Consider the following 25,370-nt stretch of genomic DNA (forward strand, 5'->3'; position numbering starts at 1 on the left):
TCGTCACAATCACTATACCAAACCGAAGCGGTGTTTTTCTATTTTAGCAAGAGGTCAATCATTATCCTGGTTCTGCTATATGTATCAAGGATTTAAGACTAATTTCGCTCTGCGAAGTTTGAGTTCTTAAGAACTATCTATAAATGAAAATAAATCAGGGCAATCAGCTTTTCCCGGCAAACGCCCATGTCTTGTTCAATTCAATCCTTTCCCTCCGACCGACCGGTGCAGCGACCCGACCAGGTCTACAAAGTGACGCCCGCGCTCTTCAAAGTTACGATATTGGTCAAACGCAGTACATGCAGGACTCAGCAGCACAGTGTCGCCCGGTACGGCCAGCTTGTGCGCCTGCGCCACTGCTTCGGCCAGGCCTTCGCAGCGGACAATAGGCGGGCAACTCGGCACTCTGCGCACAGCTGCCTCGATTTGACTGGCCGCTTCTCCGATCAACAGCAGCACCTTGACATGATCAGGCAGCAGCCTAGCCATCTCGTCAAACGATACTTTCTTATCTCGCCCGCCGGCGATCAGCAGCACTCGGCCCACATGCGCATGCAGCGTGGCGACGGTACGGGCGGGGCTGGAGCCGATTGAATTGTTGTAATAATGCACGCCACCCACAGTTGCTACCCACTGGTTTCGGTGCTCCACGCCGACGAAGTTGCGCACCGTCTCCAGAATTGCCTCGTCAGATACGATCCCCCGCACGGCGGTCATGGCAGCCATAACGTTCTCCACGTTATACCAACCCGGCAAACGAATATCACTGATGGGTATCAGACCGTCGATTATGCCATCGTGGACAGTGTGCACGCCGAAATACTTGGTCCGTCCCCGCCCGCGCAGTTCGGCGGTCGCCGGATTGTCGCCGTTTAGGACGGCAAAGTCGTTAGCACTCTGAAAATCCAACAGGTGGCGCTTGGCGGCGGTATATTCATCCATGTCGCGGTGCCAGTCGAGGTGATTGGGCGAGAGGTTGGTAATCACCGCCACATGGGGAGAGCGCGTCATGTCCATCAGCTGGAAGCTGGACAGCTCGACCGCGCACGCATCCAGCGGCGACATCTCGCCCGCGCGCGTCAGAAGTGGCGTGCCAATGTTGCCGCCCAGATGAACCGTACGCCCCCCGTCAGCCAGCATGTCTGCAATCAACGACGTGGTGGTTGTCTTACCGTCCGAACCGGTCACGCCGAAAATAGGACAAGGACACAGCGTAAAGAACTCCTCCATCTCACTGGTCACACGGCTGCCGCCAGCGCGGGCCGAGTCCAACGCCGGATGGTCTGGGCGCATGCCCGGAGTGCGGAACACTACGTCGCCCCCAATGCGATCCAGATAATTCTCCCCCAGACGCAACCCGGCGCCTAGATTGTCCCACTCCTCCCGGGGCAAGGCCGGGTTGCGGTCGCGCACGGTGACGTGCGCCCCGGCCGAGCACAGCATGCGGATCAATGGTGAATTGCTGACGCCGGCGCCGATGACGGTCACGTCCCGACCGGCCAGCGATTGGATATAGGTGTCAAAATCAGGATTCATAAGCACCTCCGCTTAGAAAATGTCATTTAATCAAATATACCACATATTGGAACTATCCTACCCGTTAGTGAAATGGACCCACCGTATATGTCTCGTTGTCGGCAATCGGACTATTTTCTTGTCACCCGACAGGCTCCTAGAAGCTCCCGTGGGCAACCAAAAAAGCACCATCCTGTGATGATGCTGCTAATCAAACTTCTCTTTTATTTAGATAATGCTGTAACCTCAACATCATTCTAAAGACTGTTCAGTTCGGATAGTATCTCATTTGTTTCACTTAGAAAGGAAGGGATATTCCAGATTTATCTAGAATAAATATTACTTCAACAAAATGAATCTTCTATGTGAGGAGAATGGTGAATTGATTTATTTATACATATTGATTCTAATACTCTTGTTGTATATATGTTTTATCTTACCTACACAATGGTTGAAAATTGAGCGGATTAAATATCCTCTAGATTTAAATTTGAAAATCCTTCAGATTAGTGATTTGCATGTAGAAAGATTAAGAATAAGTCCAACAAAAATTGCGACCATTATCAATGGTGAAAAGCCAAACCTTATATTTGTTACAGGTGATTTTACCAAATATCGTAAAAGCCTCTCCAAGCTAGAAAAGTATCTAAGAGCAATGACTATATGTAATGTACCGATTTATTGTGTCCTTGGAAACCATGATTACCAGCAAAAGAATGTAATGGATTTAATCAATCTATTAAGGAAGTATGGATTACATCTATTAAGAAATGAATCGGTACAGATTGATCAATTTGATTTAATTGGAATTGATGACTTTGATTCAGGCAAAAGCAACATAGAAACATCTTTTCAAAATGTTGATCATACTAAAACGAAAATCGTTATTACTCACGATCCTAACATTGTTCTACATTTGAACAAACACTTTGATTATTTAATGGCTGGACATCTACATGGTAAACAATTTAATATTCCATTTTTGTTTAGAGTTAAAGACGCGGGAAAATTGCCTAGAATGGGGATATATAAGGGTCTACATAAAAATCAATATGGGGCATACTACATATCTAAGGGAATTGGGCAGACGGGTATTAATGCAAGATTTTTAGTCAGAAGTGAGATAACGATGCACTATTTATAACTTGAAACACTGATGAAATTGGGTAAGCCTGTTCGAATAATCGCAAGAGAAAAGGCTGTCGGTTTGCCCGGCAGCCCTTGACTTGAAGGTAATTGAGCTATCGTTCCTCGTTAGCGTAACAAACTACCTAAGTCATGTTTATCAAATGATATAAAGTAACTAAAAACTAATAATTATTCAAAAGATTTCCTACCTTATAGAAAGGATAATCTACTTTTTCTTGTACAAGTTTAACAAAACTTTCATCGGTGACTGATTCAACGAAAAAGAGACCCATATCCATTGAAGCCCCAGCACCTCCACCCATAAAAATGTTACCTTCCCTTACAATACGCTTTTTTATTACTTCTGAACAATACGGACTTAAAAGTTCATATGCGGATGGATTCGTCGTAGCCCTTTTTCCAGTCAAAAAACCTGCCGCACCCATCAACAGAGAACCTGTACAAATAGAAACCTTATATTCTACGTCTATTGATGTTTGAATCCATGAAATAAACTCAGAATCGTTTCTCAGTTTTCTTGTTGACATACCTCCCGGAATAAATACTAAGTCATATTTAGATAAATTTGGATAGACATTTGGTATCTTAATTTTCATACCACGATCGTCAGTGATTTCCTCCTTGTTTGAACAAAAGTCCCAAGACATATTCTCCTTTTTCCCTAACACGGCCATCCAAGCAACTACTTCGTAAAAGCCTGCAAAATCCATAGTAGTCATCTGGTCAAACATAATATAAGCAATTTTCATACTCCGCACCCCGCCTCGCTTAAAATTGAAAACAAAAAAAGCATCTGATCTAAGATCAAATACTTTGCCCAGGCGAACGGCGTATGAGATATGTGCTTCCTCGTGGTAATCCACGCTTTCGCCAGTCACACATACCAAAAAATACCTAATTTGTTTATACCAGAATATTACAAAAATCTCAACTATTTATTTTCTGAACCAAATTAGAGTTTTCGTTGCATCATTTAACTGCCCTTTAGCTTAATGAGGCTGCCCGATGAATTTCGCGGCAGCCTCACTTTTTAATTCCTGAACTAACGTCTCCCGATACTTAATACCTCAATTGAATTTCAAGCTAAAACTTCATATTTAGTCCAGCTATTGTTAGTTTGGACTGTTCTCTGCAATTGACGCAATCCCTTATTATTCGAACGATGTGCGAGTATCATTTCTTTCGTTAAATCGATTACCAATGGATCTCGTAATGCTTATTCTACCGGTATGAATCTAGCTTCATCAACCTCATAACCATCGATACAAATAATACCTGAAGTTATTTCCATTTCAAGCTTTCCACTTGCTACTCCCATCTCCCGGTTAGCTTCGTTCTTTAATTCAAGATCAATTGTAAACGCTTCGTCTACCTTAGCTTGCTCTGGGACGGAAATACGAACGGAGAACAGTTCGTTTTTGCGGTTTCTGTGACTGATGAAGTAGTTTGTGTATTAGCAGTCATTGGTTCGCCTGTTTCCACAGACTGACAGGCATTCAAAAAAGCCATCAAAAGTACAATGACCAACTTGTTTAAATATACACCTCCCTTTCCTCATTGACGTAGTGAATCATGGTTTTGTTTAGTGAAGCTTGAAATTCATCTCAAAAACACCTTCAGATTTCGTCATAAACTTTAATTATATTAAGTAGGGGCACCCATTTGAAAAGGGATGGGCAACTTGGTCTTTTCATCGACTACAGCCCGGCGAGAGGGCTTCGAATATAGAAAGGAAAGGAGTTGCAGCGATTTAGCCTCCGCTTTTCTCTCCCACACATTTTATCAATGTCCTCATTTCAATTTTGACGAAGGGATGGTGAAAGAATGATAGTGGCCGATGCAAACCTCGGCCTAAAATCGATAATAGAAGCTAACATAGTAATAAAACCATTTTTGTTATTAACCTCATCCCTAGAGGCAGGTCTCTCTTAACAGAAAGGCCACTTTCGTTTTGCTCTGAAAGTGGCCTTTCGTAACGATTTATTGCTGATCCACACTTTAAGTTTATCGCGTAAAAATGAATATCATATTGTATTATAATCTCATACTAAATATTAATTATCATCTTATTCACAAGATCAGTCATAGCTTTACCGATCTCCTCTGCGATAATATCTGCAAAATCCTGAGTTGCAAATATATTCTTATAAGTTTCCTGCATCTCACGCATTGTCTGGTCGTAGCTAATAGGCTTTTGATATATCTTATCAATTTCTTTCCTTATTCGTTCATTACCATAGGACAAATTAAAAGCAACTTTGTCCATAACCATATTATACTTCTCGATGGAACTGAAATAATCTCTCAGTGCCCGATGTAAAATCTGCGTATTTCTTTGCTTATCTGACCATCCGCTTACTAACTCAGGATTAATATTATTAAATGCAAGCTCCTGATATTGTTGATTCTTATTGAATGTCTCAACCAAATGCTCAACTTCTGTAGCTTCAAGATTATCAAGAACTGTGCTAACAGCCTGCACTTCAAATAATGTATGAAAGTCACGAATTTCTTTTGAAAGGATATTATTTAACATTCTTTTCATGTTGATGCTGAAATTTCCGTAAACGTTAGCTCTAGTCGTATGACCTTGCCCTCGTTGCAGTTTGTTATAATATGCAACGACGCTTCTTCCGCTCAGAGCATATTTCGTTGTAATCGTGTATCCATTGACTGTCGCCTTATCTTCAGTTAGATTAAATTTTATTAAATTAAAAATATTTGAAATAAGTTGTCCTGCAAGCTTCATCTCAATAACCGGAGCATCCGCATTAATAGCTGTAACAAAGAGCGGCGTTGTGATACCAACAGGAAGAATGCGCCGTTGTGTTTCGCGGATCATTTCGTCAATATTTTGATATAATCCGTCTGGAGTAAAACGCACAAGTCTATCGCTACCATGGTGCTTTAGTGCAAGTTGAATCGGATCTATGCTCTCTTCCAAATACCTTAATGATAACCATGTCAAATTGTCCTGAGAAAACCTTGTTAAATATTGCTTGATAGAATTTTCCATCATATTTATTGCATCAAGAATATTTGCATCATAATTGTTCTGCCTAATCACAACCGTATCTTTGTCAGCTTTATTAATAAGGTTTCCAATAATCCGATCAGCTTTTGTGAATATAACGTTTACAGGGACATTCAGCCTAGAAGCCTTAGAAAGCTTCTCTTCAATGGCACTACAGCTTTCTGCAATTACATCATCACGTTCTTCGAGATTTAAGAGAAGTAAGATACTATCAGGACTACAATTCAAAGCAATATCCAATGCATCCTTAATCGAGTTACTGTCCATCCCAATTTGAGTAAGCCCCATTGTATCACGCAAACAAAATCTTAACGGAATGCGCTCCTCTGATCGATCGATAATCTCCCTTCGGGGCCTACAAGCCAAGGTGATATCCTCAATAATCAAGCTGAATGGCTGAAAGGGATCAAACAGCTTTTCTAAAATCGTTCCTCCATACAAAAAGGCTTCATTTTCATTCACGCTATACTCGCAAATATCCCCAATTGCTCTATCTGAATTCAGCAAATTATTAAGATCATTTGTAATCTGCACTCCAATAGTATTAAGCCAATTAAAATATCTACCCAGCAGATCAGTCTCCATGGTTTCCCATATATCCTCAAAGACCATTTTTCTTATATCAGAAATTTTTACTTTCTGCTGAGTTAGTTCCTTCTTCTTAATTTTCACACGTTCAGAAAACGATGGCTCGATGTTTTCGATTTTATCTAAGGCATCCGCAATTGATTCCTTGAATTCATCGACTGATATCTTATCCTTGATATTTCCCAAATGGTATGAAGCATCTTCCGGCTCCAAAATACTCTTGAACCAATTCTCATCAATGGACTCCAAGGTATCCTCCGCACACATTTCGTTACTCGTGAACAGTCTTGCCAGTTGTTCAAGTATTTCAATGTGTACATCCTTTACCGAAAAATCTTTGATTCGCACATGCATCGCAAAATGCTCATCTTTTTCAATACGCTCATCGAATACAAAGTTGCATGGAATGATAGTGGTTTGGCTCTTGTTTCCAATTCCTACTTTGATGAATCCGATTATTCTGTGATTTACCAAAGCGTAAATTAGAGTACTTTTGCCGGATGTGGATGGACCAATAACAACGATTGTCGGAGCTGACTTACTACGCTTCAACGCTTCAAGAGCCGACAGCCTAGCAAATTCTTTTCTTTTCAAACCAAAAAACCTCCTTGTTGGAATTTGAGAAATGACTTCCAACAAGGAGGTTTCGATAATCAAAAAGCTGTGCCAATGTGCACAACATTAATTCGAACCTCTTGAATGCCGCATACAGGGATCCTCGGTAAGTTAAGGAGAATGTATGGGTGATGACCTCACTCAGCGTTTTCGTGGATACGCATCTTGTGAAAGTCACATCTCATAAATTTTATTTTATCAAGAAGGATATGATTTGTCACGCCATTTTACCAAAGAATCAAACAACTAAACCTCTACTTACAGTTTATTTTGATGCCATTATCAATTTCGCAAATACCGTAACATTTGACTCCGCACGACCTTACTACGCATAAGCCACACACGTCTGATTCGTATATCTAAGCTACAGAATCAATGTTATTGTTATGCAAAAGCACTGAAACTTTAGTCGTATCTCGCAGCGCCTTATTCTTATAGTCGCTCTCATCCTGAGCAAAGGAGAAATACTTCACCAAACACTGTTAACTATAAACTTCTACGCGATATATCTCAACCACACACCCTACACGAGTTGGAGAAAGTGACATAAAAGCATCACTCGTAAGAAACTGCATATTTCCACCTGGGCGTAGCTTGACTAAATCAATATTCATACATACTTTCTCATCCACTTTGATGAAATTATTCTTTTCTTAACAACTTATAGCTACCTTCCGCTATCTCCTTATTATATCACCAATTTACAAATTCAGGATATTAGCCTTGTCCCCATCCCCCTAAAAGTGATTACCTCATTTTATCTTCTCAAATATCGAAGAAGTAAACAGCCCATAAGCAAAGGAAAAAGGCAGCCGATTTATGTCCGCTGCCTTGTAGTCTGTATTATGCTATATTGTTCTTTACTTCAATGAAGACAGGGAGCAACTACCGCGGCAATGCTCCCTGTTTATTTTCGTGTGGTCATCTCGAATTTTACAATAATAATCAGACTTGCTCATTACTGTGGTTGTACCTGAAAATAAAGTATTTAACTGAAGGTGTTGAATTGGTGCGGTTATTGTTGCTTATATTTGTCATGTTTATGTAGTGTAACCAGCTCTTAAACTGCTTTGTATATTTCAAATAAAAAAAGAGTAACTGGTTTCCAGTTACTCTTTTTAAAGTTTTATTCCGTTGTATAAGGAAGCAACGCGATTGTACGGGAACGCTTGATAGCGATCGTCAACGCACGTTGGTACTTAGCGGAAGTACCAGTTACACGTCTAGGAAGGATCTTCCCTCGCTCGCTGATAAACTTCTTAAGCGTTTCGATATCTTTATAATCAATGTGTTTGATTTTGTTTACTGTGAAGTAACATACCTTACGACGTTTACCTTTACCGCCTTTGCCACGAGGAGCAAACTTGCGATCGCCGCGATCTTCACTATTGTTATCTCTTTTTTGGAAAGCCATTGTGTCTTCTCAGTCCTTTCTACTTTAGAATTGTAGTCCATCTTCCCATATTGCACAGATTGCACACTAAATTTCTCGCCGTTGATAATCAAGTATAATTCTCAGTATATCTTATCTCAGATTACACACTACTTATCATATAAAACCTCATATATAATACGGGTTTTACGGTTTTTTTCAGATTGCACACCTGTACGCCGGTCAGAATGGCAAGTCATCATCGGAAATATCGATCGGTTTTCCGTCATCAATGAAAGGATCCTGCTGCTCGCGCGATCCACCGCCACGATTGCCACTACCGCTTCCGCCGCCGTAGCTAGCGTTAGAGTTAGATGATCCGCTTTCTTCACGACTTCCGGCACTGTTACTCGATTCAAGGAAGCGTACATTATCGGCAATAACTTCGGTCACGTATACACGTTTGCCCTCATTATTATCGTAATTCCGTACCTGAATGCGGCCTTCCACTGCTGTCAAACGACCTTTACGCAAATAGTTCGCGCATGTTTCGGCAAGCTGCCTCCACGTGACGATATTGATAAAGTCCGCTTCTCGTTCTTTCGAACCTCCACTTGTGAAAGGACGGTCTACTGCAAGAGTAAACTGCGTAACGGCTACACCAGCTGGCGTATAGCGAAGCTCTGGATCTTTGGTCAATCTACCGATAAGAATAACACGGTTCAACATCGGACATTCCCCCTGACGAAAATACTGGCATGCATTTAAGCTACGTCGTTTGTGATTAAGTGACGGATAACTTCATCCGAAATCTTAAGTACGCGATCAAGTTCAGTTACAACAGCAGGTTCTGCGTTGAAGTGTACCAGCACATAGTGCCCGTCACGGAACTTATTGATCTCATACGCAAGACGGCGTTTGCCCATCAGGTCATGTTTGGAGACTTCTCCTCCACCGTTCGTGATGATGCCTTGGAACTTTTCTACTGTAGATTGAACAACTTCTTGCTCAATGTCAGTACGAATGATGTACATCATTTCATATTTGCGCATGTATTTCACCTCCTTTTGGACTAAGCGGCTCCTATTCTAACTTGTTAGACAAGCGAAGGAGCAAGGAGCGAGGATTCTTATTCAAAACTCGCACCTGAATACTATAGCAAATCGAGCGACAGATTACAAGTTTTTCTCTCATAAAGTGCAAAGGATGAACATGGTAACGGTCTACATACATGCTTCCCTCTTCTAGGGGTAATCTAACTACGATTATAATTCTCATGAAGAGGTGATTATTGTGGGTGAATGGACACATTTTAACGAAGGCGATCATGTTCCTAATGATGGTGAGTATATGGAAATTGGCGAGAATGCCTTTCATATGGGCATTAATAACCCCAAAACCGTAAGCTTGAAAAAAGGCGACACTTTTCCGGCAACTAGCAACCATAATCGCAAATGGCACCGCAAGGGGTTAAGGCAGTAGTTCGACCATGACAAGGAGAATGACTCCATGAAAACAACAACATTTACGTGGCTGTTCACTTTTATTGGCGCAGCCCTATGCTTGATGCATTATTTATTTCATGATCACGATGCCTTCTATATGATCTTCTATGCCCTTAGTGTGCCAGCGTGGTTCGCGTCCACATTTACTGATATTTATGAAATCTCCATGTTTAGGATGCTTATCATCTACGCATTGACTATTGCTTCCTGGTCACTAGTCGGCTATGTCATTGACCGCTACTCTGTCAGCTACAGGAATAAACGAGCCGACTAGTTGTCTCTGAAGAGGGATTGTCTCCAAAATCAATGAACCTTGAGCCAAGCCCCCTCTTACGAATTCAGCAACTTTTATTTGATCAAAAAGGCCGTTTTAGAAAGTCCAACGAATTTCCAGAGCGTTATCCCAACAAAAAGATCACCAATTCGCCTAAAAGCGACTCTATAGCGCCAATTCAGTTCCTTGGATCGCCAAACAAGCCAATTTCCCGTCTATAAGCATCATACAGTTCATTAGAATGACTGATGGATTGTATGGGGATTGGGAACAGGGATTGGGGACAGGCATTCGGAACAAGGCTCGGTGGCCAGAGGTTTATCGACTCCGAGGCTCAGTTTGACCTGTTAACGCTGCTTTCCAACTGTACCGCTACCCTCTTATTCCTCAAAACGCCGAGGCTGTCCTCAAAGTCATACAAATTGACTTTGGGACAGCCTCTTTTTCGCGTTCACTCTTCCCGTACAGACAACTATGCCTTATAATTTACTATATCTACCAATCTATCAATGAGGTGACCTTTTGGACACGAATAATCATAAACATCCGACGGATCCATCCCTGCAACCCGCCCCTTCTAGCTCGATTAGCCGTAGGAAGCTCTTGTCTACCTTGGGTGCTGCAGGACTAGCTTTGGCCACGGGAGACGTTTTTCTTAACGCTGCAACCGCACAAGCTGCATCCCCTTCCTCTGTGATCTACAACATCAAGGACTACGGAGCTCGCGGTAATTTCCGCTTTGATGAGGATGACGCTCCTTATATTCAAAGTGCACTGGATGCCGCGGCAATCACTGGGGGGATCGTTTTCGTTCCAGCAGGCGTCTATTTTGTCAAAATGCCTTTGCGGCTCAGCTCCAATGTTACTTTGATGGGAACTGGCAATAACAGCATTCTTCGCTCTTCCATGAATAAGTTCGGAATCCTGAATATATCAGCCGCTCATCACATACATATTCACCGCTTGGCCTTCCAAGGTGTCGGCACCTTTGGCATGACGTCCGTTCCGCTGCTAGAAAGCGGAGTTTCACTCAATCTAGCGAGCGATATCCGCATCACCGATTGCTTATTTTCCTCCATTGATAATGGTGTGAAATCCGTCGATTCCTCGCGTGTCGTTGTTGAAGGCTGCACCTTCGATACAATCATAGGGACCTTAGATTACGATTCGCAAGGCTTCGGCATCTGGTGCAGTAATGCAGCCGATCATTACCTGGCCCAAAATTATTTCAACATGCTGTTCCAAACCTGCATCTACATGAGCAATGGCAGCCGTAATTCCGAGATCACTCGCAATCACATGCAAAAATGCTATACATCCGCCATCGATCTCGTATCCGCCCCCAAAGAGGAACCGTGCAAGTTCAATACGATCTCCAGCAACATAATTGAGAACTTCACCAACTCTAGCGGCAAAACCGGCTATACTGCCGGCATCCGCCTCAAGGGCAATTGTATATCCAACATCATATCTTCCAATGTGTTAAGTGACATAGATGATAGCGGCATTCAACTGTTAGGATCGGCCGATCGCCAGAAGGAACGGCCTCATTATAATCAAATCTCGGATAACCAATTGCAAACCATCGGCGTAGCAGCTCTTCATCTCATCAATGCCTATGACAATCAAATTTGGCATAATACGGTTCAGGGCTGTAAGGGTGATGCGATTCTCCTCGCCTCGGAAGGCAAAGGCGCCGGTTCTTTCTGCGATAGAAACCAAGTCACCAGCAACAGTCTAAACCGCTGCACCAAAGCACCGATTCGCATTACAGATGCGAACTGCCAGGAAACAGTGCTATTCGGGAACCTTGGCACAGGTAATGGCGAGAAGATCATCGATAAGGGCAAGGACACTGTAACTTCAGCCCTGTAAGCAAGATAACTGATCTATTCCGTCCTACTTCATAGCTTTGCCCAATGTGCATTTCCAAACTCGTCAGATGACACAAAAAAAGGCCGCGCAACGGATTCCAGTTGCGCGGCCTTCTGCTTATTTTTGGAATACCCTTTTCTCCGAAATCTTGCCGTCATCGAAAAACACAACTTCCAAATAATAACCCGGTTGATTGGATATTTCGAAATCATAGGTCTTCTTGCCATTCTCATCTTTAACTAACTTGCCTTTAGCGCCTGTTTGTTTAACCAGATCATCATAAGTACCCGTCATGTTTATCTTATCGGCTTGTTCCTTCGTAATTTTCGGAAGTGGCTCATCCTTCACTGCGTCCTTGCTGCCTGCTTGTGGAGTAGCTGTTGCTGTTGTACCACCGCTTGTCCCACTAGGCGTCGCAGAAGCCCCTGCTGAGGGCTGTACGGTTGCCCCTGTTGTTGGACTAGGACTTGTTGTATTTGTCCCTGTATCCTTCTTAGAACACCCTGTAACGACTACCACTAGCACCACCATAATCATCAACCAATTTTTCATACCAATTACCTCCTTCTCAGCGCCTAAATCCAGACAGGACTTATTCTGCTAACTTTACTTTCCTTTTATCCTCGCATAGAGCAAATAAGCTCTATTCATCATTCTAGACGTAATAACCATAGGAATGGTTTCACAAAGAGAAAAAGCCCCCCACGTTGGTATCAACGCAGAAGGCTTTAGCATGTTTGTTATCGAAACGGAAAGAGTGGGAGTCGAACCCACGCACGCCTCGCGACGCCTAACTGATTTCGAGTCACATTTTTCCGTATGTTTCACGTGGAACCCATTATATTCAACGTATTGCTTACGATCACATGTCGGACTGATTACGTTACTTCTACGCTTATCGAATATGTTTCTACTATTATAATAGCATTCGCGCGCATTAATTACAAACAGCTACTTTATTTCCCAACTTTAATCGCGCATAATGTTCTAGAGGTGATTTTATGGGAAAAGTAGTAACTACTGTAGCTAATATTAAAAAGTTAAATAAGGATGAACGCGTCGTACTAGACATTATCACAAATCTAGAAAAAGCAAACTTCGGCTTGAATTTATTTACCAAAAGACCAAAAAGTAGAATCGATCCACTACTTGAGCATGAGAAACCAATTAGTATTATGATTACTGCGGCAGCATTATATGAGTCTGTACTTCAATTTAATTCAATAAAAGGAAAAGCAAGGATTGAAATCAAGAATTATGACAACGCGGAAGTAAATACCGCACTAGACTTTCTATGTGGGAAAAAAGTCGAAGAATTTAAAAGTAATATTTTAAATGCGATTCGAAACAAAAGTACTTTCCACACAGACGCGGAAATAATTGACTACTATCTTAACAATGCTGGGCTAAGTGATGATGAAGAAATTGTCATTTGGCAGGAGAATAAAGATGGGTCAAATAACTACCCTATTGCTAACGATGTGTTGAGTTTCTGGTTCCTCAACTCATTAAACGAACGCGATTTTCTTGCTAATGTAATTTTTATGGGGCAATTATTTAATGATCTACGGACTGTTGTGCATTTTCTATTAATGAAATGGTATGGGGCTTCGGTTATTAAATCGTAATATCACTCTAGTCCCCCAAGATAAAAATGAAACGCGGATTTTCTTCGCACCTGACGCGCGTATATGAGGTCCCCGGCTTGGGGGGTCACCGTAAAATAAACGCTTGACAAAACGGGCGCCATCCGATCGGTTTCCGCCGCCCATCGCGATACAATCCGTATACATAAACGCTGCATAAAACTAACGCTTGACACCGCCTACCTACTATGCATATGCGCCTTAACGTATCAAAAACGGGTATTATACGCTTATGCATACGAAACGCATAAATAAAGGTCGCAAAAATACGCCGAAAAGGCGTATCATTACGCTATTTCTTAGATATGACGCGGTCTCAGACATATGTACAAAATATTTGATTTTATACACAAGTCTACTGATTAAAATGTATAAAAGTTGCATAGGAAATACCGCTTGACACACGCGCATCAATACGAATTGTATCGTAAACACCCGCCAATCGCGTATCTCTGCCGCTATCCTACTTGACCCCCCCTGAGTTACAATCGCACGCCCATCCGGAGCTCCTCGCCCGTGAAATAGCGTAAATACAACGGTATTTACAACAGTATGAAGTCGCGTTTCTGTGCAATTCTGCGCATACCTCCGTAAACAAAAAAATAGCGCCAGCACAACGTTTTTAGGCGTTATACTGGCGCTTAGTTTATTGCACGCTTACCCGTTCATCATCGCGTCTAAATCAGCGATATCTTGGCGGATCTCGTCTTCGGTCTTACGTTTCGGTCCGTCAGATTCGCGTAAATCCTTAATTTCGGTAACATTCGTAAGGAGCGCATGTCTTTGATAGTACAACGCGAGCGCCTTTACGCTGCCTGCTTTTATTAGGCGCATGACAGCCGCATTCGCTTCCATCCTCATCGCGCTAAGTTGCGTATCGGATACGTAGTTTAGGTACTCGCCGAACTCCTCTTTCTCTTTCCATTCGTAAAGCGTCCGCCTACTTACGCCTACTTCCTCCGCGATCTGTTGCATTGTCTTCTTTTCTACGCCTTCAACGATGCCGTGCCAGGCATTCTCCGCCATTAAATCGGCCGCTTTCCGTTGTTGAGCGGTGATTTGTGCTTCTAAAACGCTCCTTCGCTTACTCATACGCTATCCCCTCCGTCTAAATTTCGTGTTTTATCGTCTCATAATGCGCCCAGGCTGCGGATAGCTCCGTTTCTAACACTTCGGCATCCTCTTTAAGTCGCTTGGATTCCGCATCGGCAACCGAACTATGTCCGCGCATCATCTCTATCGCGAAATGTAGAAAACGCAATACTTCCCCAGCGTGAGTATCATCGGTATTACCGCTTTCTAAAGCGCTATTAACTCGATCCATTTCACGGAGTATCATATCTACCATGCTCGCGTACATTCCCGTTTCGAAGCCGACTGACATATAGAGAAGCGCCGCTGTCTTGCGATACTCTACAAGCTTTGACATGTCAATTGAGATCAGATGACCCTCCGCAATGATGCCGGCATACTTAATCGCGATTTGCTCAAACGGTTTCAATCGCTCAGTTAGTACGATTGATAACGGTACCGATACGAAATCGTCAGGCGGTTCCGGTAACTGGCCTCGTTCTGTCCGTATCTGCCTCACTCGCTCTCCTAATTCAGCGGTTATAAAGCGTATTTCCTCAATTGTCTCCATCATCGTACTACCGCCCCTCTCGCTTCCCACGCTTGAGTCGCGAGTGCTTTCGCAATAGCGTCGATGTCCGACTCAGCGCGTACATTGAATGTGTTGCCGGTGACTGTGATGTTACCTCCACCGCCTCCTCCATTTCGGTACGAATCTGCTTCAGATTTGCGCAAGACCGTTTCTCCTTCATGAAGACGAGCCGGATAATTATCGTAAGGTACCCGCGAAAGGCCAGCAGAGTGACCGTTAGGCTCAGCAGATCTCGAATTAAACCGATCCATAACAGAGTTCGGCAACGTAATCGTACCGTCACTAGGATCGGTTATCAGCGGGCTTACCGGCGAAGTAGTTACCTGATCGGTAACGCCTCTACTACGGTCAATCCAGCCGTTAACTCCTCCGTTCTGGAAGAATTTATCGCGGTTGAGTCGATCAACATACGAATCGGCGATTTGCGAACCAATAACCCCCGCACCGGCTCCGATCGCTGCACCATAAACACCGCCAAATCTTCCTCCGGCGATCGCGCCAAGTACTGCACTACCGAGTGGGTGGGCCGCCAGTGCTTGAGCGAGGCCTTTCGTAATCCCCTCGGCAATCTTAGCGCCTAAGGACAGGCTTGGCTCTATTAGCTTCGGAGCGTTGTCCATAATCGAACGCGAAAGAGCATTAGTTAGCTTTTCAGTCATACTCTCAACCTTTGCGTATCCGGTATTCTCCATATACGTATTAAAAATTTGGAGCAAGTCGTCTACCACGAAGGTTACTTTTCCCGGGATATCGCGGATTTTTAAAAACTCCGGATTGTTCAGGTATCGCGTCTGTACATACGACCAACCTCGCTGAGCCGCGGTAATGATTCCGTCGAACATGCGCGCCATTAACCGCGAGCCCGCATCGAATAACTTATCCGCACCACCATTTGATAGGAATCGTGCGATCTTTTCGAGCTGCGGTTTGATCGTTTCAAGCGATTTGACGCCCATTTGTGATATTCCGCTCTGCACGGTCCCTGTTATCGTTGACCACGAGCCAAGCGCCGTTTTTGATAGCTTGTCCGAGCCGCCTTCGAACGTTTTCGCGACGTCTGTCATCATGAGTTTCATCGCGCCTTTAGTGCCTCCGCCGGCCTTTTCGAGATCCTTCGCGGAGATCTTGAACCCGAACTCTTTCATACGCTCAAATTCGCCCGTTTTCATGTCGGCCAAAGCTTCAACCGCGTCCATCAGCGACTTTCCGGGATTCAAGGCAGCCATATTTTCGGAAATTGTCAGTAGCTTCTTAGCGCCGTCCATATCGCCGCTCGTAACGTTAATCAAACGGCGTCCGGCGTTCATGACGTCACCGGTTTCAAATGGCGTCAGATTGGCGTTTTGGTTCAGGTAATCAATGTAACCTTTCGTTGCTTCTTTCGCCTTCTCTGCACCTAGCGTCAGACCCGCGAAGTGCTCAATTGCTACAGTATTCTGCTCAATCTGTGACGCGCCTTTAAGACTCTCAGTAACGAGTTTAATCGCGCCCGCAGTGCCGGCTATTGCCGCAGTTCCCGCAGTTAATGCCGCGGTCGCGGTCGCTACTTTAGTTAGACTAGTTGCCATAGAGTTCATTTTGCTCATCATCCGCGTTGCTGGACCGGTAAATCCGTCGTGTAGTACTAGACGTGCAATTAAATCGAAAGCCATACGTTTATCTCTCCTTTCCTACCGGTAATGCGTCGCACGCTTCTGCCAAGTTTTGAAATGCGCGCGTCATGAGATCGATTTGCTTTCGTCCTTGGCGCGGTACTGGCTTGCCTGGCACGTGTTTAGCGAATGTCTTGTCCGTCTCGTTGAGTTCCAAGAGAACACGTTCCATACGGAAGCCAAGACGTGATACCTGCGGCACATCAGACGCTAGAAACTCGCCAGAAATGCGCCGGTAGTGAGCGTGCTCCTCCGGATATCGCGTTTCAAAACGATAGTCTCCGAGCTCGTGGTGTTCCACCATCTGCGCGATAATTTCGTTGATATCGCCGGCTTTTTCTACGCCTTCCCAGTGGGCGTCCGTTAACTCTGCGTTATTGTGATCCATCTTAATCGTTCCTCTCCGTTTAAATTAAAAAGCCAGCGCGATTAAGCGCTAGCCTCCTCACGTTCTCCTATTCGTGTCGACTCCTAGTCTCCTATTTCATTTCGCTGAATCCTCTTTCTGCGCATATAACTGTTTTAGACGGGAGTAAATCACTATGTCTTCGATTCGACCGCTCTTTTTTGCGGCTAAACGCGCAATTTCGACGTCCGCAACAGTAACGACCTCTATAGCGGGCTGCTTCGGTGCGGCGCGCACAATACCTTCCGCCTGCTCGCGGAGACGCGTTTTAATCTCCGAGTACATCACACGGTGCTCCGTTCGTCCAGTAGCTTCCGCGACTGTTCCGGCGCTTCGTAGATCGACTTCGGTAACTTCCTCATTCTCCGTAAGTTTGCGAGTTAGTCCGGAGATTAACGCCACTTCTTCGGCTCTACTTAGCATTATTTCTCACCGCCGATCACGGTACGTTCAATGTCCGCGGGTAACCTACCATAGTCCATCGCGTCAATGATCTCAGCGTTAGTAATACTTGGTAGATCAACGTAATTAGCGATTTCATGTAGTGACACATTATCGCCAGGGCGGTGATCTCTGTAGTTGAGACTGTGTAACTTAGAGTAATCGTCAGCATATGTCTGACGGAGCTCTCGCATGTCGATAATCGCGTTTAGGTAAGCACTGCGAGCGGCGGCCATTTGTTTCTGGATTGGGAGGAGTTGCACATCTCTTACCATCGTTCTATGCGAACCATTCCAATTTACGACCATATCACGAACGCTGACGTGATTGGTTGCAGACAGCTCGCTCGCGTGCTCGTATGCAGCGGTCCGTTCTGCTTCAGCTTCTTCAAGATCACGGATCGCATCGTTTAGTTTAGCATCGATCGCGGCTTTTTCCTTAGACATATCAGCACCTTCAAATTCCCGTTTAAGAAGTGTTGACTTCTGAGACTTCAAGTCCTGCAATAACGTCATAGCAAGAGTCATCTTAGTGTCAAACTTCTCACGCAATTCGTTCGCTTTTACACCTTGTGTTGCCCATTTATCCCGTAAGTCAAAGTTAATCTTTTTCATAGTCATTTGTTAATCCCCCCTGATTTTTTATTAACGGCTAATTAAACCCTTTTCCTGCGCGTGCTTCCAGATCGCGTGTCCCTCTTCATCCGCCCCATACAGCCCACGTGATGCATCTTCAATACGTTTTTTAATGGCGGCTTCTTCCTTTTGCAAGTCACCTAGCATCCTCGTGAATGCACCCACTTTCTCCATGCGTCGATCCTTTAATACTTTCGCGATTGTATCCTGAGTGCTCCGTTGGTCCTCCATGTGTTTAATCCCCTTTAGCCATAGATTTTGTTCGCTAACGCGCAAGCAATCCGTTTCCACCACAGGACTCCGAGCTTCTCTTCTGATACGATCGATTCCACTGGCGGCGGTAGGTATAGCTCCTGGATTATCGGAAACTCCGGTGACTCAGGATGAAATATCCGGTACAGCGTCTCATACGCGCCAAATACCCGCTCGATGAACACCCCGTCCGCTGTAGTAATCCGGACTCGTTTATTCTTATCTCCAACGTAGTTTGGCCCTCCACTGCATATCATCAATCGCACACATCACCGTTAACCTCATTGTCGAACGCCTGGAGCGCATCCTCATCCGTAGAATATACGAAGACGGCATTTGCATCGAATCTAGGCGCCCATTTCCACGCGTCCCAATAGCCTGCGAGCAGTGCGTCGAGTGATGTCGTATCGGCATCATCCGGCCAACTAGCTGACCTGAACTCGTCCGACCTGCCGGGCGTATAAATGGCGACGCAATGCCTGCCGTTCTCGATTCGATGGCGGACGATCATTGCGCGTGTTTCTTCTGGTTTCATAAGCGGTGCCTCCCCGTTGATTACGTCGCTTTCAAATGCCAAATAGCGGTAGGACGTGTATTTCATCCTCCGCGCTTCAATGACGCCTGATTTCCCGACTAGAATCGCTCAAACTACGTTGATTATCTTGCTAAACCGTCGTTTCCTGCTTCGATAGCGCGCGTCTCGCTTACGTCTCGCTTACGTCTCGCTTACGTCTCGCCAACGTTGCAACGCGATCACGACAGCCGGTACAATAACGTTGCCTGTTCGAAGCCTTCGTAGCGATTATTTACGTAGCGATTCCTTTAACTTCGTGATTCGCGCGTATTCTTCGTCTAACCATGCCAGCTTATCAGACGTTAATCCCAGGTTATGTACCATTAACGCTTGCATGCGGTGGGTGACCGGACGGCGTCCTGTCTCGATTGAAACGATGAGCTGAAAGGATACTCCGACTAGCTGCGCGAGCTCCGTCTGATTTAAGTTGTAAACCGCTCGAAATTTTCTAAGTGTATCAGAATTCATAGTGATCATAGTCGATTCATCTCCCCATAGTTTGAAACGTCAAATAAACCCCCAACGCGCAAAGTGCCGCGCGGGGGTTCGGTACTACAGACGTACTTTAAACCTCGTCGTCAAGCAGCGCCACTACCCCGTTTTTGGGGCTTCATATTGCGCGCGATCTTGAATAAATCCTCTGCCAGTCTTAGCGTTTTCGCATTGCCCGCGTATATGGTGTACGGATTGACGATCAGGCCTTGTGTTTTACTGGAGCTTCCGAAGTAACAAAACAGATTATCTCCGTTTCGCGTCTTCATTAGATCGATCGTATTGGTTAGCTCCTGTTTTTTGCTGTAACCGAGCATTTCCGCCAATGCCTCAACTGTAATCGCACTCAACTTATCCACCGATTCCGTCTCCCTCGGATTCCAGCAGATAACGTTGAACGCGAAATTCACGTAGGGAAGTATGCGGTATAGTACTCCGAGTCGCGATGCCGTTCGAGCCTTACCGTAGTCCTCATACAGGAACCGGACTGTCGCCTTGAATATGCGCGTGTATCTAATGTCTTCTTCATCGGAGGCTAACAAGCCCTCAACGTTGTCTCCCCGATAGAAGTACGCCGTGTTGATATAGAGAGCGCCGTCGTCATCCGTATGTAAAGTGTCGGATTCGGTCAACTTTTCGTATAAAGCGTGAGCCTTATTACGGGAGATCCCTAGTAACTTCGGAAGGTCTCGCTTCGTATAGACGTCTTTTCCGTTGTCCGACCGTAGTTTACCGTTCTCCCATCCCACAAACGTTCCGAGGTACAAGAGGCGCGCCATATCCGCATTATTGAGCGAACCTAACTCCGTCAATGCCTCCGACTTGAACAGCGCGAACACGAAGCCGCCGTTATCTACGATTAGCTGCGAGAGAATGTTGGCACTACGGGCACTCACCTTCTGCGTGTCGGTAAGACGACGACGGCGCGCGACGCTGAATTGATCCGTGACAACCTCACCAGTTTCCGTATTGATAACCTCATAATTGCTCATACGCTCACTCCTTATGGTTTTTGTGAGATCTGCTTAGCTTATTTAAGCAAGCCGTCTCCGTTTTCTTCCCTCGACTATATGGTCGTGAAACGTAGAAAAATATATCTATATACGTACGATTTATCATAAAAAGAGTAGGAATTCGATCAGCATCGAGCGCGTCACAAACTTACTTTTTGTTAGTGAATATTAAAATTTACGTTTAACGGTGCAAAAATTCTGTAAATTTACGTTTAACGGTGCAACGATAAAGTGCCTTGAGTCCATACGTGGCGCGGAGTTTCAGCGTTTTCGGGTCATTTTGTTTATCTTCGTCTTATCATTACAACCTCTTTCTTCGCGAAGAAATATTATGTGAATGCCATACTGATAGACTTTATAACGTTTGTTCCCGAATGGCTGTGACAGCCGACCGCGAACCTAAAAAGTCGACCGCGTTCCACTATTTTACGCGTAGAAGTATAACGGTTAACTAACATTGGCACGGTCGAGGCGAAGCCTTGGCCGTATGAATTGAACGAGTGTCTTTCTCGTTCAAGAAGCGCTCCTATTGTAACGGATTGCTCAGCGTTCAGTTTTGAAACTGTTCGGGAGCATAAGAGCCTGCCGCGTCACTATCGTTCCTTGCCCCTTCCGCAAAAAACACGCGTCAGGAATATTAATACATAAGAGTATAATTTCATCGCGTAGAGTTGAGGACGCGTAGCGGACACAAGCAAGTGCCGCTTTTAGCCCGCGCTTGGCCCCTAATGTTCATGCAGGTTCATATGAACCAACGGGAACAAACGTATAGAAACGCAGGTCTATCCTATGTTGCATTCATTTGTTTCTTTTAAGAGTTGCATAATAAGTCTGAACCGCTAAGTCATGCGATTAGTACGTTACGAAAAACGAGAGTCCCGCCTTCCTACATGTTTTCATAGCGGTGTCTAAATCGCGTTCCACATCGCCGGTATTTATCGTCAGAAATGTAACCTCCGTATTCTTTGTTGCTGTAACGGTACCGTTCTCACTATCAATAGTAATGTCAGCGTGCATTTCCTCTATGCTCATATCCTCTTCCGTAATTACCGCTGCTGTAGTCATAATAAAATCGCTCCCTTTTATTGTTTTAGTACGCGGAGTCCAATACTTCCCCACATGGGGAAGTTAGCGAATCAACATCGCTAAGCCTAGATATTAAATACACGCTCGGCGTCAGTTTATGCGGGACAAATCTCCTTTCCCCACCCCCCCCTCAAAATCCCCTTTTTTGGACATCCGGAAGAAAATAATTAATATAAAGTTCTAATATTCTGAAACCAAACAAACACACGTTCGTATAAATAGGTATAAGAAACGCGCAGACGATGCCTAACACGGGGCTTATCCCGCTCGTCTGCGCAAAGCAAAATCCGGTCGCAACCGGAATTATATGTGAACTCAACGCGTGCCTAATGAGTTAGCGATGAAAATCGTGGTACGTGTCACGATTTAAGTTAGCGCGCTCCACGTCGAAGGAAATAGTGTGAAGACGCCGGCCCTGTTGGCGCAAGACCGGTCAGATTCGTTCGACGTCGAACAATTTGAAATTACGCGACATCGCGTAATTCATGCCATGTGGCATAATTTGGAAAGCATACGACGTCGTACGGTATTAATTGGGTTTTGACGTCGGAACCGTCCGCAGTTGGCGCTACGGAATAGTGCGACGTCGCACTATTTGAAATACGACGATGTCGTCGCCTTTGATAAAACTTTAGCGTATCCACCGTCCGTGCAGATTCCGCCAGTTAGCGCTCACAATACGTTGCCACGTGGCAACATTACGGAATTGTGCGACGTCGCACTATTTGGAGCAGAAGAAGCGTCCACGTGGTCGCATATGGCCGGCGTAGCGATTCTCGATCCGTGTTACAGCACGCATCAAGACACCAGAATTAAAGCAACGAAGGTTGGCGTAGTCGTTGGCGCGACCCCTACTTATTAAAAGATAAAGGAACGTATGTTTGGTATGCGGGCATAGTACGGCCACAAACACGTTCAAATAGCTAGAGCAGCGATTAGTGCATGTAGTTCCGTTGGCGCGGACTGAATGCGTATAAACGTTTTAAGATCAATCGGAATTTCAAATCCGCGAGAAAACGTTCTTGCATAAGTACCATCATCACGTAGCTTAACGCGTGAGATCGTTGCAGTTTCGTCTTCTGGCTCAAGAATTAACGCGACATTATCCGTTAATAGGTAAGCGTTCCAATCGAATATTAGCATTTCATCTGCAACATTATCGCGATGCTTCATTCGTACCGTTATTGTTCGCATAGGCTTCACCTCCTTTCATAATCAGCGGATGAAAAAAGCGCCCTCAACGAGCGCTAGCCTATCGGTACCCTCTGTACTCGTGAAACGGTGGTTCTGGCGGCTCTTCATCGTCCTTCTCGTTGATGATTAGGTAGCCGGCATCATCTTCCGCCACCTCAACCGTTGTTAGTAAATCGAACGCGGACAAGCTCCGCAGCCTTTCATAGATTCCGCGCAAAGTTGCTTCATCACAATCTTGTCCTACGTAACCGACGAGGATAATCTCACCGTCCTGCGCGTAATTACCTTCAAACGGAATGACCGGAAGCATGTGAGCCATGCCGCCTCCCGCGTAAATAAGATGACGCCCGTCCTCGAGAAGATAGCCGGAATAAGACGGTTCTTGCGAGCGCATAAAATTAATTCTGAACACAACGGGTTTCATAGAGCGCGGCCCCTTTCAGATTTTATATGTATATTTAACGCGGCTTTGTATGTCAGCAGACGTCCATAACGCGACGTACTGCGGCGTAGAGCGCTATATTGCGCAGCTTTACGTGTGTAGTATTGAATGCGGTGTGGGATCGATTTCATTGCGTATCCTCCCGTAAGTATTGACTAGCGGTTTCTTCCGCCTCACTCTCCGATTTCATATCGAATAGATGATACATCTTGCTGCGTACTTTAATGATTGTCTCGCGATCGAATCCGAGATCCCGTAGCGCGAGAGTTGCATAGGCCTGCGCCTGCGCGTTGTCCACAGTGGCAGCCCTCCCTTACGTTAACGCGTGCAGCATCTCGGCAAGGATTACGCCGATTAACTTGAGAATTAGGCGCGTCCTACGGCGGCTGCGACGGGATGGTTGGCGATCAGTGACTCCGGAAGAGAAATAGCTAAACGTTGTCATGCGGATACAGCCTCCTTCGTAACGGGAATAATGAATCCGAGTTTAGCGGCCTGAAGCGCGTTAATTTCCGTATAGCCTAGAGATACGTTAAGGCTAACGCCTGTGATTCGGGAGAAAAAATGAGGTAAAAGTACGATCGTATGTAAATGAAGTGGACTATCGATGATGTTTACGTGGATATTACCGTCGTTTGCGCGTATGTAGCGGATTGGCATAGTTGAAACCTCCTAAATTAATTTGATAGAATTGGAACTTTTTGATAATATGAACGTAATAATGTATAGCTAGTCAACATATCAGTATGTCAACATGTTGTGCTTACCTTGTGACTTTATATTAATCTAACCACGTCAATATGTCAACATGTTGTGCAAGAAATTTGGAGGTTTTTTATGTCTGTTCGTTGTAGACTTGGAGATATTATGAAACAACGCGGTCTTTCCAATAAAGAAGTTGTAGAATTAACGCAAATAAGCCGCAATACAATCACGTCCCTTGCTGCGAATGCAACAAAACGTATCGACTACGATACAATGAATGGTTTGTGTAACGGGCTTAAAATAACACCTAGTGATCTGTTTGAATACACACCAGATTCTGAAAAGTAAAAAAGGGGGACAACAATTTGTTGGAAAATGAATCATTAAAACTACTTTTAGATAAAGCGCCCGATTTAAATGAGATTTATAAAGACCTAGCACAACCCGCTATTAGAAAACTCTCAATAGCTTTAGAAACAACCATTGAGTTATGTAATACAACACTTCTGCCAATCAGGTTATTGAACGCTAAAGCAAACACTATTTATCAAAAAAATATTAAAAAGTTATCGAATGAATTAGAAAAAATTCAACTGGAAGACGTTACAACCATCCCCCCCGAACTTGGTGTACCTATCCTCGAAAAACTATCTTACACAACCAATGAAGAGATCAGTAACTTATTCATTCAACTTTTAACAAAATCATCATCTACTAAGACTATACATATGGCGCATCCAAGTTATATTAAAATTATTGAAAGTATTTCTTCCGATGAAGCAATATTACTTTCCTTTTTGTCCAGAAGGAAGACAGCTATTCCCGTCCTTCGCCACAAGTTGTTTAGTAAAGAAATAATCAATGGCTATGAGACGTTTAGCTATATTTCAATTCATACAAGCATGTTAGAGTTCACAAATGAAATAAACCTTTTATTTATTAATAACTTTGCGGTTTATATTGATAATCTCATTGGACTCGGGCTTTTAGAAGTGAATTATACTAACTTCTTACCTCCTGAAAGTCAATATGATGAAATTGATCAAAAATATCGAGATTCTCGCTCCACTGATGTCACTAAGATATTTAATAATGATATACATAGTAGAATCGAGTTTGATAGAGGATATGTGTCACTAACTCAATTCGGAATAGCATTTATTAAGGCTTGTATTAATTCAAATCAATCCGATTTAGTAATAAACGTATGATGTGAACCAATTATTCCGAATGAAGGTAATA

32 protein-coding genes and 1 riboswitch are annotated in these 25,370 nt (G+C 44.2%); of the genes, 8 read left to right on the forward strand and 24 right to left on the reverse strand.

The window, feature by feature from the left end:
* Positions 1-195: 195 nt before the first annotated feature.
* Positions 196-1,536, reverse strand: a complete 1,341-nt coding sequence (gene murD / locus IEY34_RS29655; RefSeq protein ID WP_189018910.1) for a UDP-N-acetylmuramoyl-L-alanine--D-glutamate ligase — start codon at positions 1,534-1,536, stop codon at positions 196-198.
* A gap of 361 nt (positions 1,537-1,897) precedes the next feature.
* On the opposite strand from murD, the gene IEY34_RS29660 reads away from it, so the two are divergent.
* Positions 1,898-2,659: a metallophosphoesterase gene (locus IEY34_RS29660; protein ID WP_229757908.1), complete on the forward strand. Its 762-nt coding sequence runs from the start codon at positions 1,898-1,900 to the stop codon at positions 2,657-2,659.
* Positions 2,660-2,825: 166 nt separating this feature from the next.
* Here IEY34_RS29660 and IEY34_RS29665 read toward each other — a convergent pair whose 3' ends face one another.
* From IEY34_RS29665 to rpsF, 5 genes are all read right to left on the reverse strand, one after another.
* Positions 2,826-3,413: a DJ-1/PfpI family protein gene (locus IEY34_RS29665; RefSeq protein ID WP_189018914.1), complete on the reverse strand. Its 588-nt coding sequence runs from the start codon at positions 3,411-3,413 to the stop codon at positions 2,826-2,828.
* A gap of 59 nt (positions 3,414-3,472) precedes the next feature.
* Positions 3,473-3,552: riboswitch (ZMP/ZTP riboswitch) on the reverse strand.
* Positions 3,553-4,711: 1,159 nt separating this feature from the next.
* Positions 4,712-6,880, reverse strand: coding sequence for a hypothetical protein (locus IEY34_RS29670; protein WP_189018917.1), 2,169 nt, complete (start codon positions 6,878-6,880; stop codon positions 4,712-4,714).
* Positions 6,881-8,027: 1,147 nt separating this feature from the next.
* The gene (rpsR, locus tag IEY34_RS29675) at positions 8,028-8,315 is read right to left on the reverse strand and encodes a 30S ribosomal protein S18 (RefSeq protein WP_029196139.1); all 288 of its coding nucleotides are present in this window, start codon (positions 8,313-8,315) and stop codon (positions 8,028-8,030) included.
* A 201-nt stretch (positions 8,316-8,516) separates the two neighbouring features.
* Entirely contained in the window at positions 8,517-9,002 is a 486-nt protein-coding gene (ssb, locus tag IEY34_RS29680; RefSeq protein WP_173221843.1) for a single-stranded DNA-binding protein, read from the reverse strand.
* A gap of 35 nt (positions 9,003-9,037) precedes the next feature.
* Positions 9,038-9,325: a 30S ribosomal protein S6 gene (gene rpsF, locus IEY34_RS29685; protein ID WP_173221841.1), complete on the reverse strand. Its 288-nt coding sequence runs from the start codon at positions 9,323-9,325 to the stop codon at positions 9,038-9,040.
* A 241-nt stretch (positions 9,326-9,566) separates the two neighbouring features.
* Here rpsF and IEY34_RS29690 point away from each other — a divergent pair, with 241 nt between their 5' ends.
* The 3 genes from IEY34_RS29690 (at position 9,567) to IEY34_RS29700 (ending at position 11,927) form a co-directional block, all read left to right on the forward strand.
* Positions 9,567-9,755 carry a YjzC family protein gene (locus IEY34_RS29690; RefSeq protein ID WP_189018919.1) on the forward strand — a complete coding sequence of 63 codons (189 nt, stop codon included), beginning with the start codon at positions 9,567-9,569 and terminating at the stop codon, positions 9,753-9,755.
* Positions 9,756-9,782: 27 nt separating this feature from the next.
* Positions 9,783-10,052, forward strand: coding sequence for a hypothetical protein (locus IEY34_RS29695; protein ID WP_189018921.1), 270 nt, complete (start codon positions 9,783-9,785; stop codon positions 10,050-10,052).
* Positions 10,053-10,574: 522 nt separating this feature from the next.
* Positions 10,575-11,927 carry a right-handed parallel beta-helix repeat-containing protein gene (locus IEY34_RS29700; protein WP_189018922.1) on the forward strand — a complete coding sequence of 451 codons (1,353 nt, stop codon included), beginning with the start codon at positions 10,575-10,577 and terminating at the stop codon, positions 11,925-11,927.
* Positions 11,928-12,044: 117 nt separating this feature from the next.
* On the opposite strand, the gene IEY34_RS29705 is transcribed toward IEY34_RS29700, so the two are convergent.
* Positions 12,045-12,479, reverse strand: a complete 435-nt coding sequence (locus tag IEY34_RS29705) for a hypothetical protein (RefSeq protein ID WP_189018924.1) — start codon at positions 12,477-12,479, stop codon at positions 12,045-12,047.
* Between the two features lie 449 nt (positions 12,480-12,928).
* On the opposite strand from IEY34_RS29705, the gene IEY34_RS29710 reads away from it, so the two are divergent.
* Positions 12,929-13,555, forward strand: coding sequence for a hypothetical protein (locus IEY34_RS29710; RefSeq protein WP_189018926.1), 627 nt, complete (start codon positions 12,929-12,931; stop codon positions 13,553-13,555).
* Positions 13,556-14,230: 675 nt separating this feature from the next.
* Here IEY34_RS29710 and IEY34_RS29715 read toward each other — a convergent pair.
* The 12 genes from IEY34_RS29715 to IEY34_RS29770 form a co-directional block, all read right to left on the reverse strand.
* Positions 14,231-14,665, reverse strand: coding sequence for a phBC6A51 family helix-turn-helix protein (locus IEY34_RS29715; RefSeq protein WP_189018928.1), 435 nt, complete (start codon positions 14,663-14,665; stop codon positions 14,231-14,233).
* A 16-nt stretch (positions 14,666-14,681) separates the two neighbouring features.
* The gene (locus IEY34_RS29720) at positions 14,682-15,218 is read right to left on the reverse strand and encodes a hypothetical protein (protein ID WP_189018930.1); all 537 of its coding nucleotides are present in this window, start codon (positions 15,216-15,218) and stop codon (positions 14,682-14,684) included.
* Positions 15,215-16,804 carry a tape measure protein gene (locus IEY34_RS29725; RefSeq protein ID WP_189018932.1) on the reverse strand — a complete coding sequence of 530 codons (1,590 nt, stop codon included), beginning with the start codon at positions 16,802-16,804 and terminating at the stop codon, positions 15,215-15,217. The genes IEY34_RS29720 and IEY34_RS29725 overlap by 4 nt, the downstream gene beginning before the upstream one ends.
* 88 nt (positions 16,805-16,892) lie before the next feature.
* Positions 16,893-17,276, reverse strand: coding sequence for a hypothetical protein (locus tag IEY34_RS29730; RefSeq protein ID WP_189018934.1), 384 nt, complete (start codon positions 17,274-17,276; stop codon positions 16,893-16,895).
* Positions 17,277-17,372: 96 nt separating this feature from the next.
* Positions 17,373-17,717: a hypothetical protein gene (locus IEY34_RS29735; protein ID WP_189018936.1), complete on the reverse strand. Its 345-nt coding sequence runs from the start codon at positions 17,715-17,717 to the stop codon at positions 17,373-17,375.
* On the reverse strand, positions 17,717-18,355 hold the full coding sequence (locus IEY34_RS29740; RefSeq protein WP_189018938.1) for a hypothetical protein: 639 nt from the start codon (positions 18,353-18,355) through the stop codon (positions 17,717-17,719). Before IEY34_RS29740 ends, IEY34_RS29735 begins: the two co-directional genes overlap by 1 nt.
* Positions 18,356-18,379: 24 nt before the next feature.
* The gene (locus IEY34_RS29745) at positions 18,380-18,601 is read right to left on the reverse strand and encodes a hypothetical protein (protein ID WP_189018939.1); all 222 of its coding nucleotides are present in this window, start codon (positions 18,599-18,601) and stop codon (positions 18,380-18,382) included.
* Positions 18,602-18,615: 14 nt separating this feature from the next.
* Positions 18,616-18,882, reverse strand: coding sequence for a hypothetical protein (locus IEY34_RS29750; protein WP_189018941.1), 267 nt, complete (start codon positions 18,880-18,882; stop codon positions 18,616-18,618).
* Entirely contained in the window at positions 18,879-19,157 is a 279-nt protein-coding gene (locus IEY34_RS29755; RefSeq protein ID WP_189018943.1) for a hypothetical protein, read from the reverse strand. The genes IEY34_RS29750 and IEY34_RS29755 overlap by 4 nt, the downstream gene beginning before the upstream one ends.
* Positions 19,158-19,424: 267 nt before the next feature.
* Positions 19,425-19,673 (reverse strand): helix-turn-helix transcriptional regulator, encoded by a 249-nt coding sequence (locus IEY34_RS29760; protein ID WP_189018945.1) that lies wholly within the window; start codon positions 19,671-19,673, stop codon positions 19,425-19,427.
* A gap of 101 nt (positions 19,674-19,774) precedes the next feature.
* A complete protein-coding gene (locus IEY34_RS29765; protein ID WP_189018947.1) occupies positions 19,775-20,680 on the reverse strand; it encodes a hypothetical protein in 906 nt (301 codons plus the stop codon).
* A gap of 873 nt (positions 20,681-21,553) precedes the next feature.
* On the reverse strand, positions 21,554-21,766 hold the full coding sequence (locus tag IEY34_RS29770) for a hypothetical protein (RefSeq protein ID WP_189018949.1): 213 nt from the start codon (positions 21,764-21,766) through the stop codon (positions 21,554-21,556).
* 583 nt (positions 21,767-22,349) lie between these two features.
* Between IEY34_RS29770 and IEY34_RS29775 the strand changes: the two genes are divergently transcribed.
* A complete protein-coding gene (locus tag IEY34_RS29775) occupies positions 22,350-22,649 on the forward strand; it encodes a hypothetical protein (RefSeq protein ID WP_189018951.1) in 300 nt (99 codons plus the stop codon).
* 53 nt (positions 22,650-22,702) lie between these two features.
* Here the strand turns inward: IEY34_RS29775 and IEY34_RS29780 are convergent, their stop codons facing one another.
* The 5 genes from IEY34_RS29780 to IEY34_RS29795 form a co-directional block, all read right to left on the reverse strand.
* Positions 22,703-22,981 carry a hypothetical protein gene (locus IEY34_RS29780; protein ID WP_189018953.1) on the reverse strand — a complete coding sequence of 93 codons (279 nt, stop codon included), beginning with the start codon at positions 22,979-22,981 and terminating at the stop codon, positions 22,703-22,705.
* A 58-nt stretch (positions 22,982-23,039) separates the two neighbouring features.
* On the reverse strand, positions 23,040-23,405 hold the full coding sequence (locus tag IEY34_RS29785; RefSeq protein WP_189018954.1) for a hypothetical protein: 366 nt from the start codon (positions 23,403-23,405) through the stop codon (positions 23,040-23,042).
* Between the two features lie 145 nt (positions 23,406-23,550).
* A complete protein-coding gene (locus IEY34_RS29790; RefSeq protein ID WP_189018956.1) occupies positions 23,551-23,721 on the reverse strand; it encodes a hypothetical protein in 171 nt (56 codons plus the stop codon).
* A gap of 15 nt (positions 23,722-23,736) precedes the next feature.
* The gene (locus IEY34_RS37405; protein ID WP_268240199.1) at positions 23,737-23,868 is read right to left on the reverse strand and encodes a hypothetical protein; all 132 of its coding nucleotides are present in this window, start codon (positions 23,866-23,868) and stop codon (positions 23,737-23,739) included.
* Positions 23,865-24,083 carry a hypothetical protein gene (locus IEY34_RS29795; RefSeq protein ID WP_189018958.1) on the reverse strand — a complete coding sequence of 73 codons (219 nt, stop codon included), beginning with the start codon at positions 24,081-24,083 and terminating at the stop codon, positions 23,865-23,867. The genes IEY34_RS37405 and IEY34_RS29795 overlap by 4 nt, the downstream gene beginning before the upstream one ends.
* Before the next feature lie 177 nt (positions 24,084-24,260).
* Between IEY34_RS29795 and IEY34_RS29800 the strand changes: the two genes are divergently transcribed.
* Together IEY34_RS29800 and IEY34_RS29805 are read left to right on the forward strand one after the other, a co-directional pair.
* Positions 24,261-24,476, forward strand: a complete 216-nt coding sequence (locus tag IEY34_RS29800) for a helix-turn-helix domain-containing protein (RefSeq protein ID WP_189018959.1) — start codon at positions 24,261-24,263, stop codon at positions 24,474-24,476.
* 17 nt (positions 24,477-24,493) lie between these two features.
* On the forward strand, positions 24,494-25,339 hold the full coding sequence (locus IEY34_RS29805; RefSeq protein ID WP_189018961.1) for a DUF4393 domain-containing protein: 846 nt from the start codon (positions 24,494-24,496) through the stop codon (positions 25,337-25,339).
* Positions 25,340-25,370: the final 31 nt, after the last annotated feature.

Origin of the sequence: Paenibacillus marchantiophytorum (assembly GCF_014640555.1) — a bacterium.
GTDB classification, from domain to species: Bacteria; Bacillota; Bacilli; order Paenibacillales; family NBRC-103111; genus Paenibacillus_E; species Paenibacillus_E marchantiophytorum.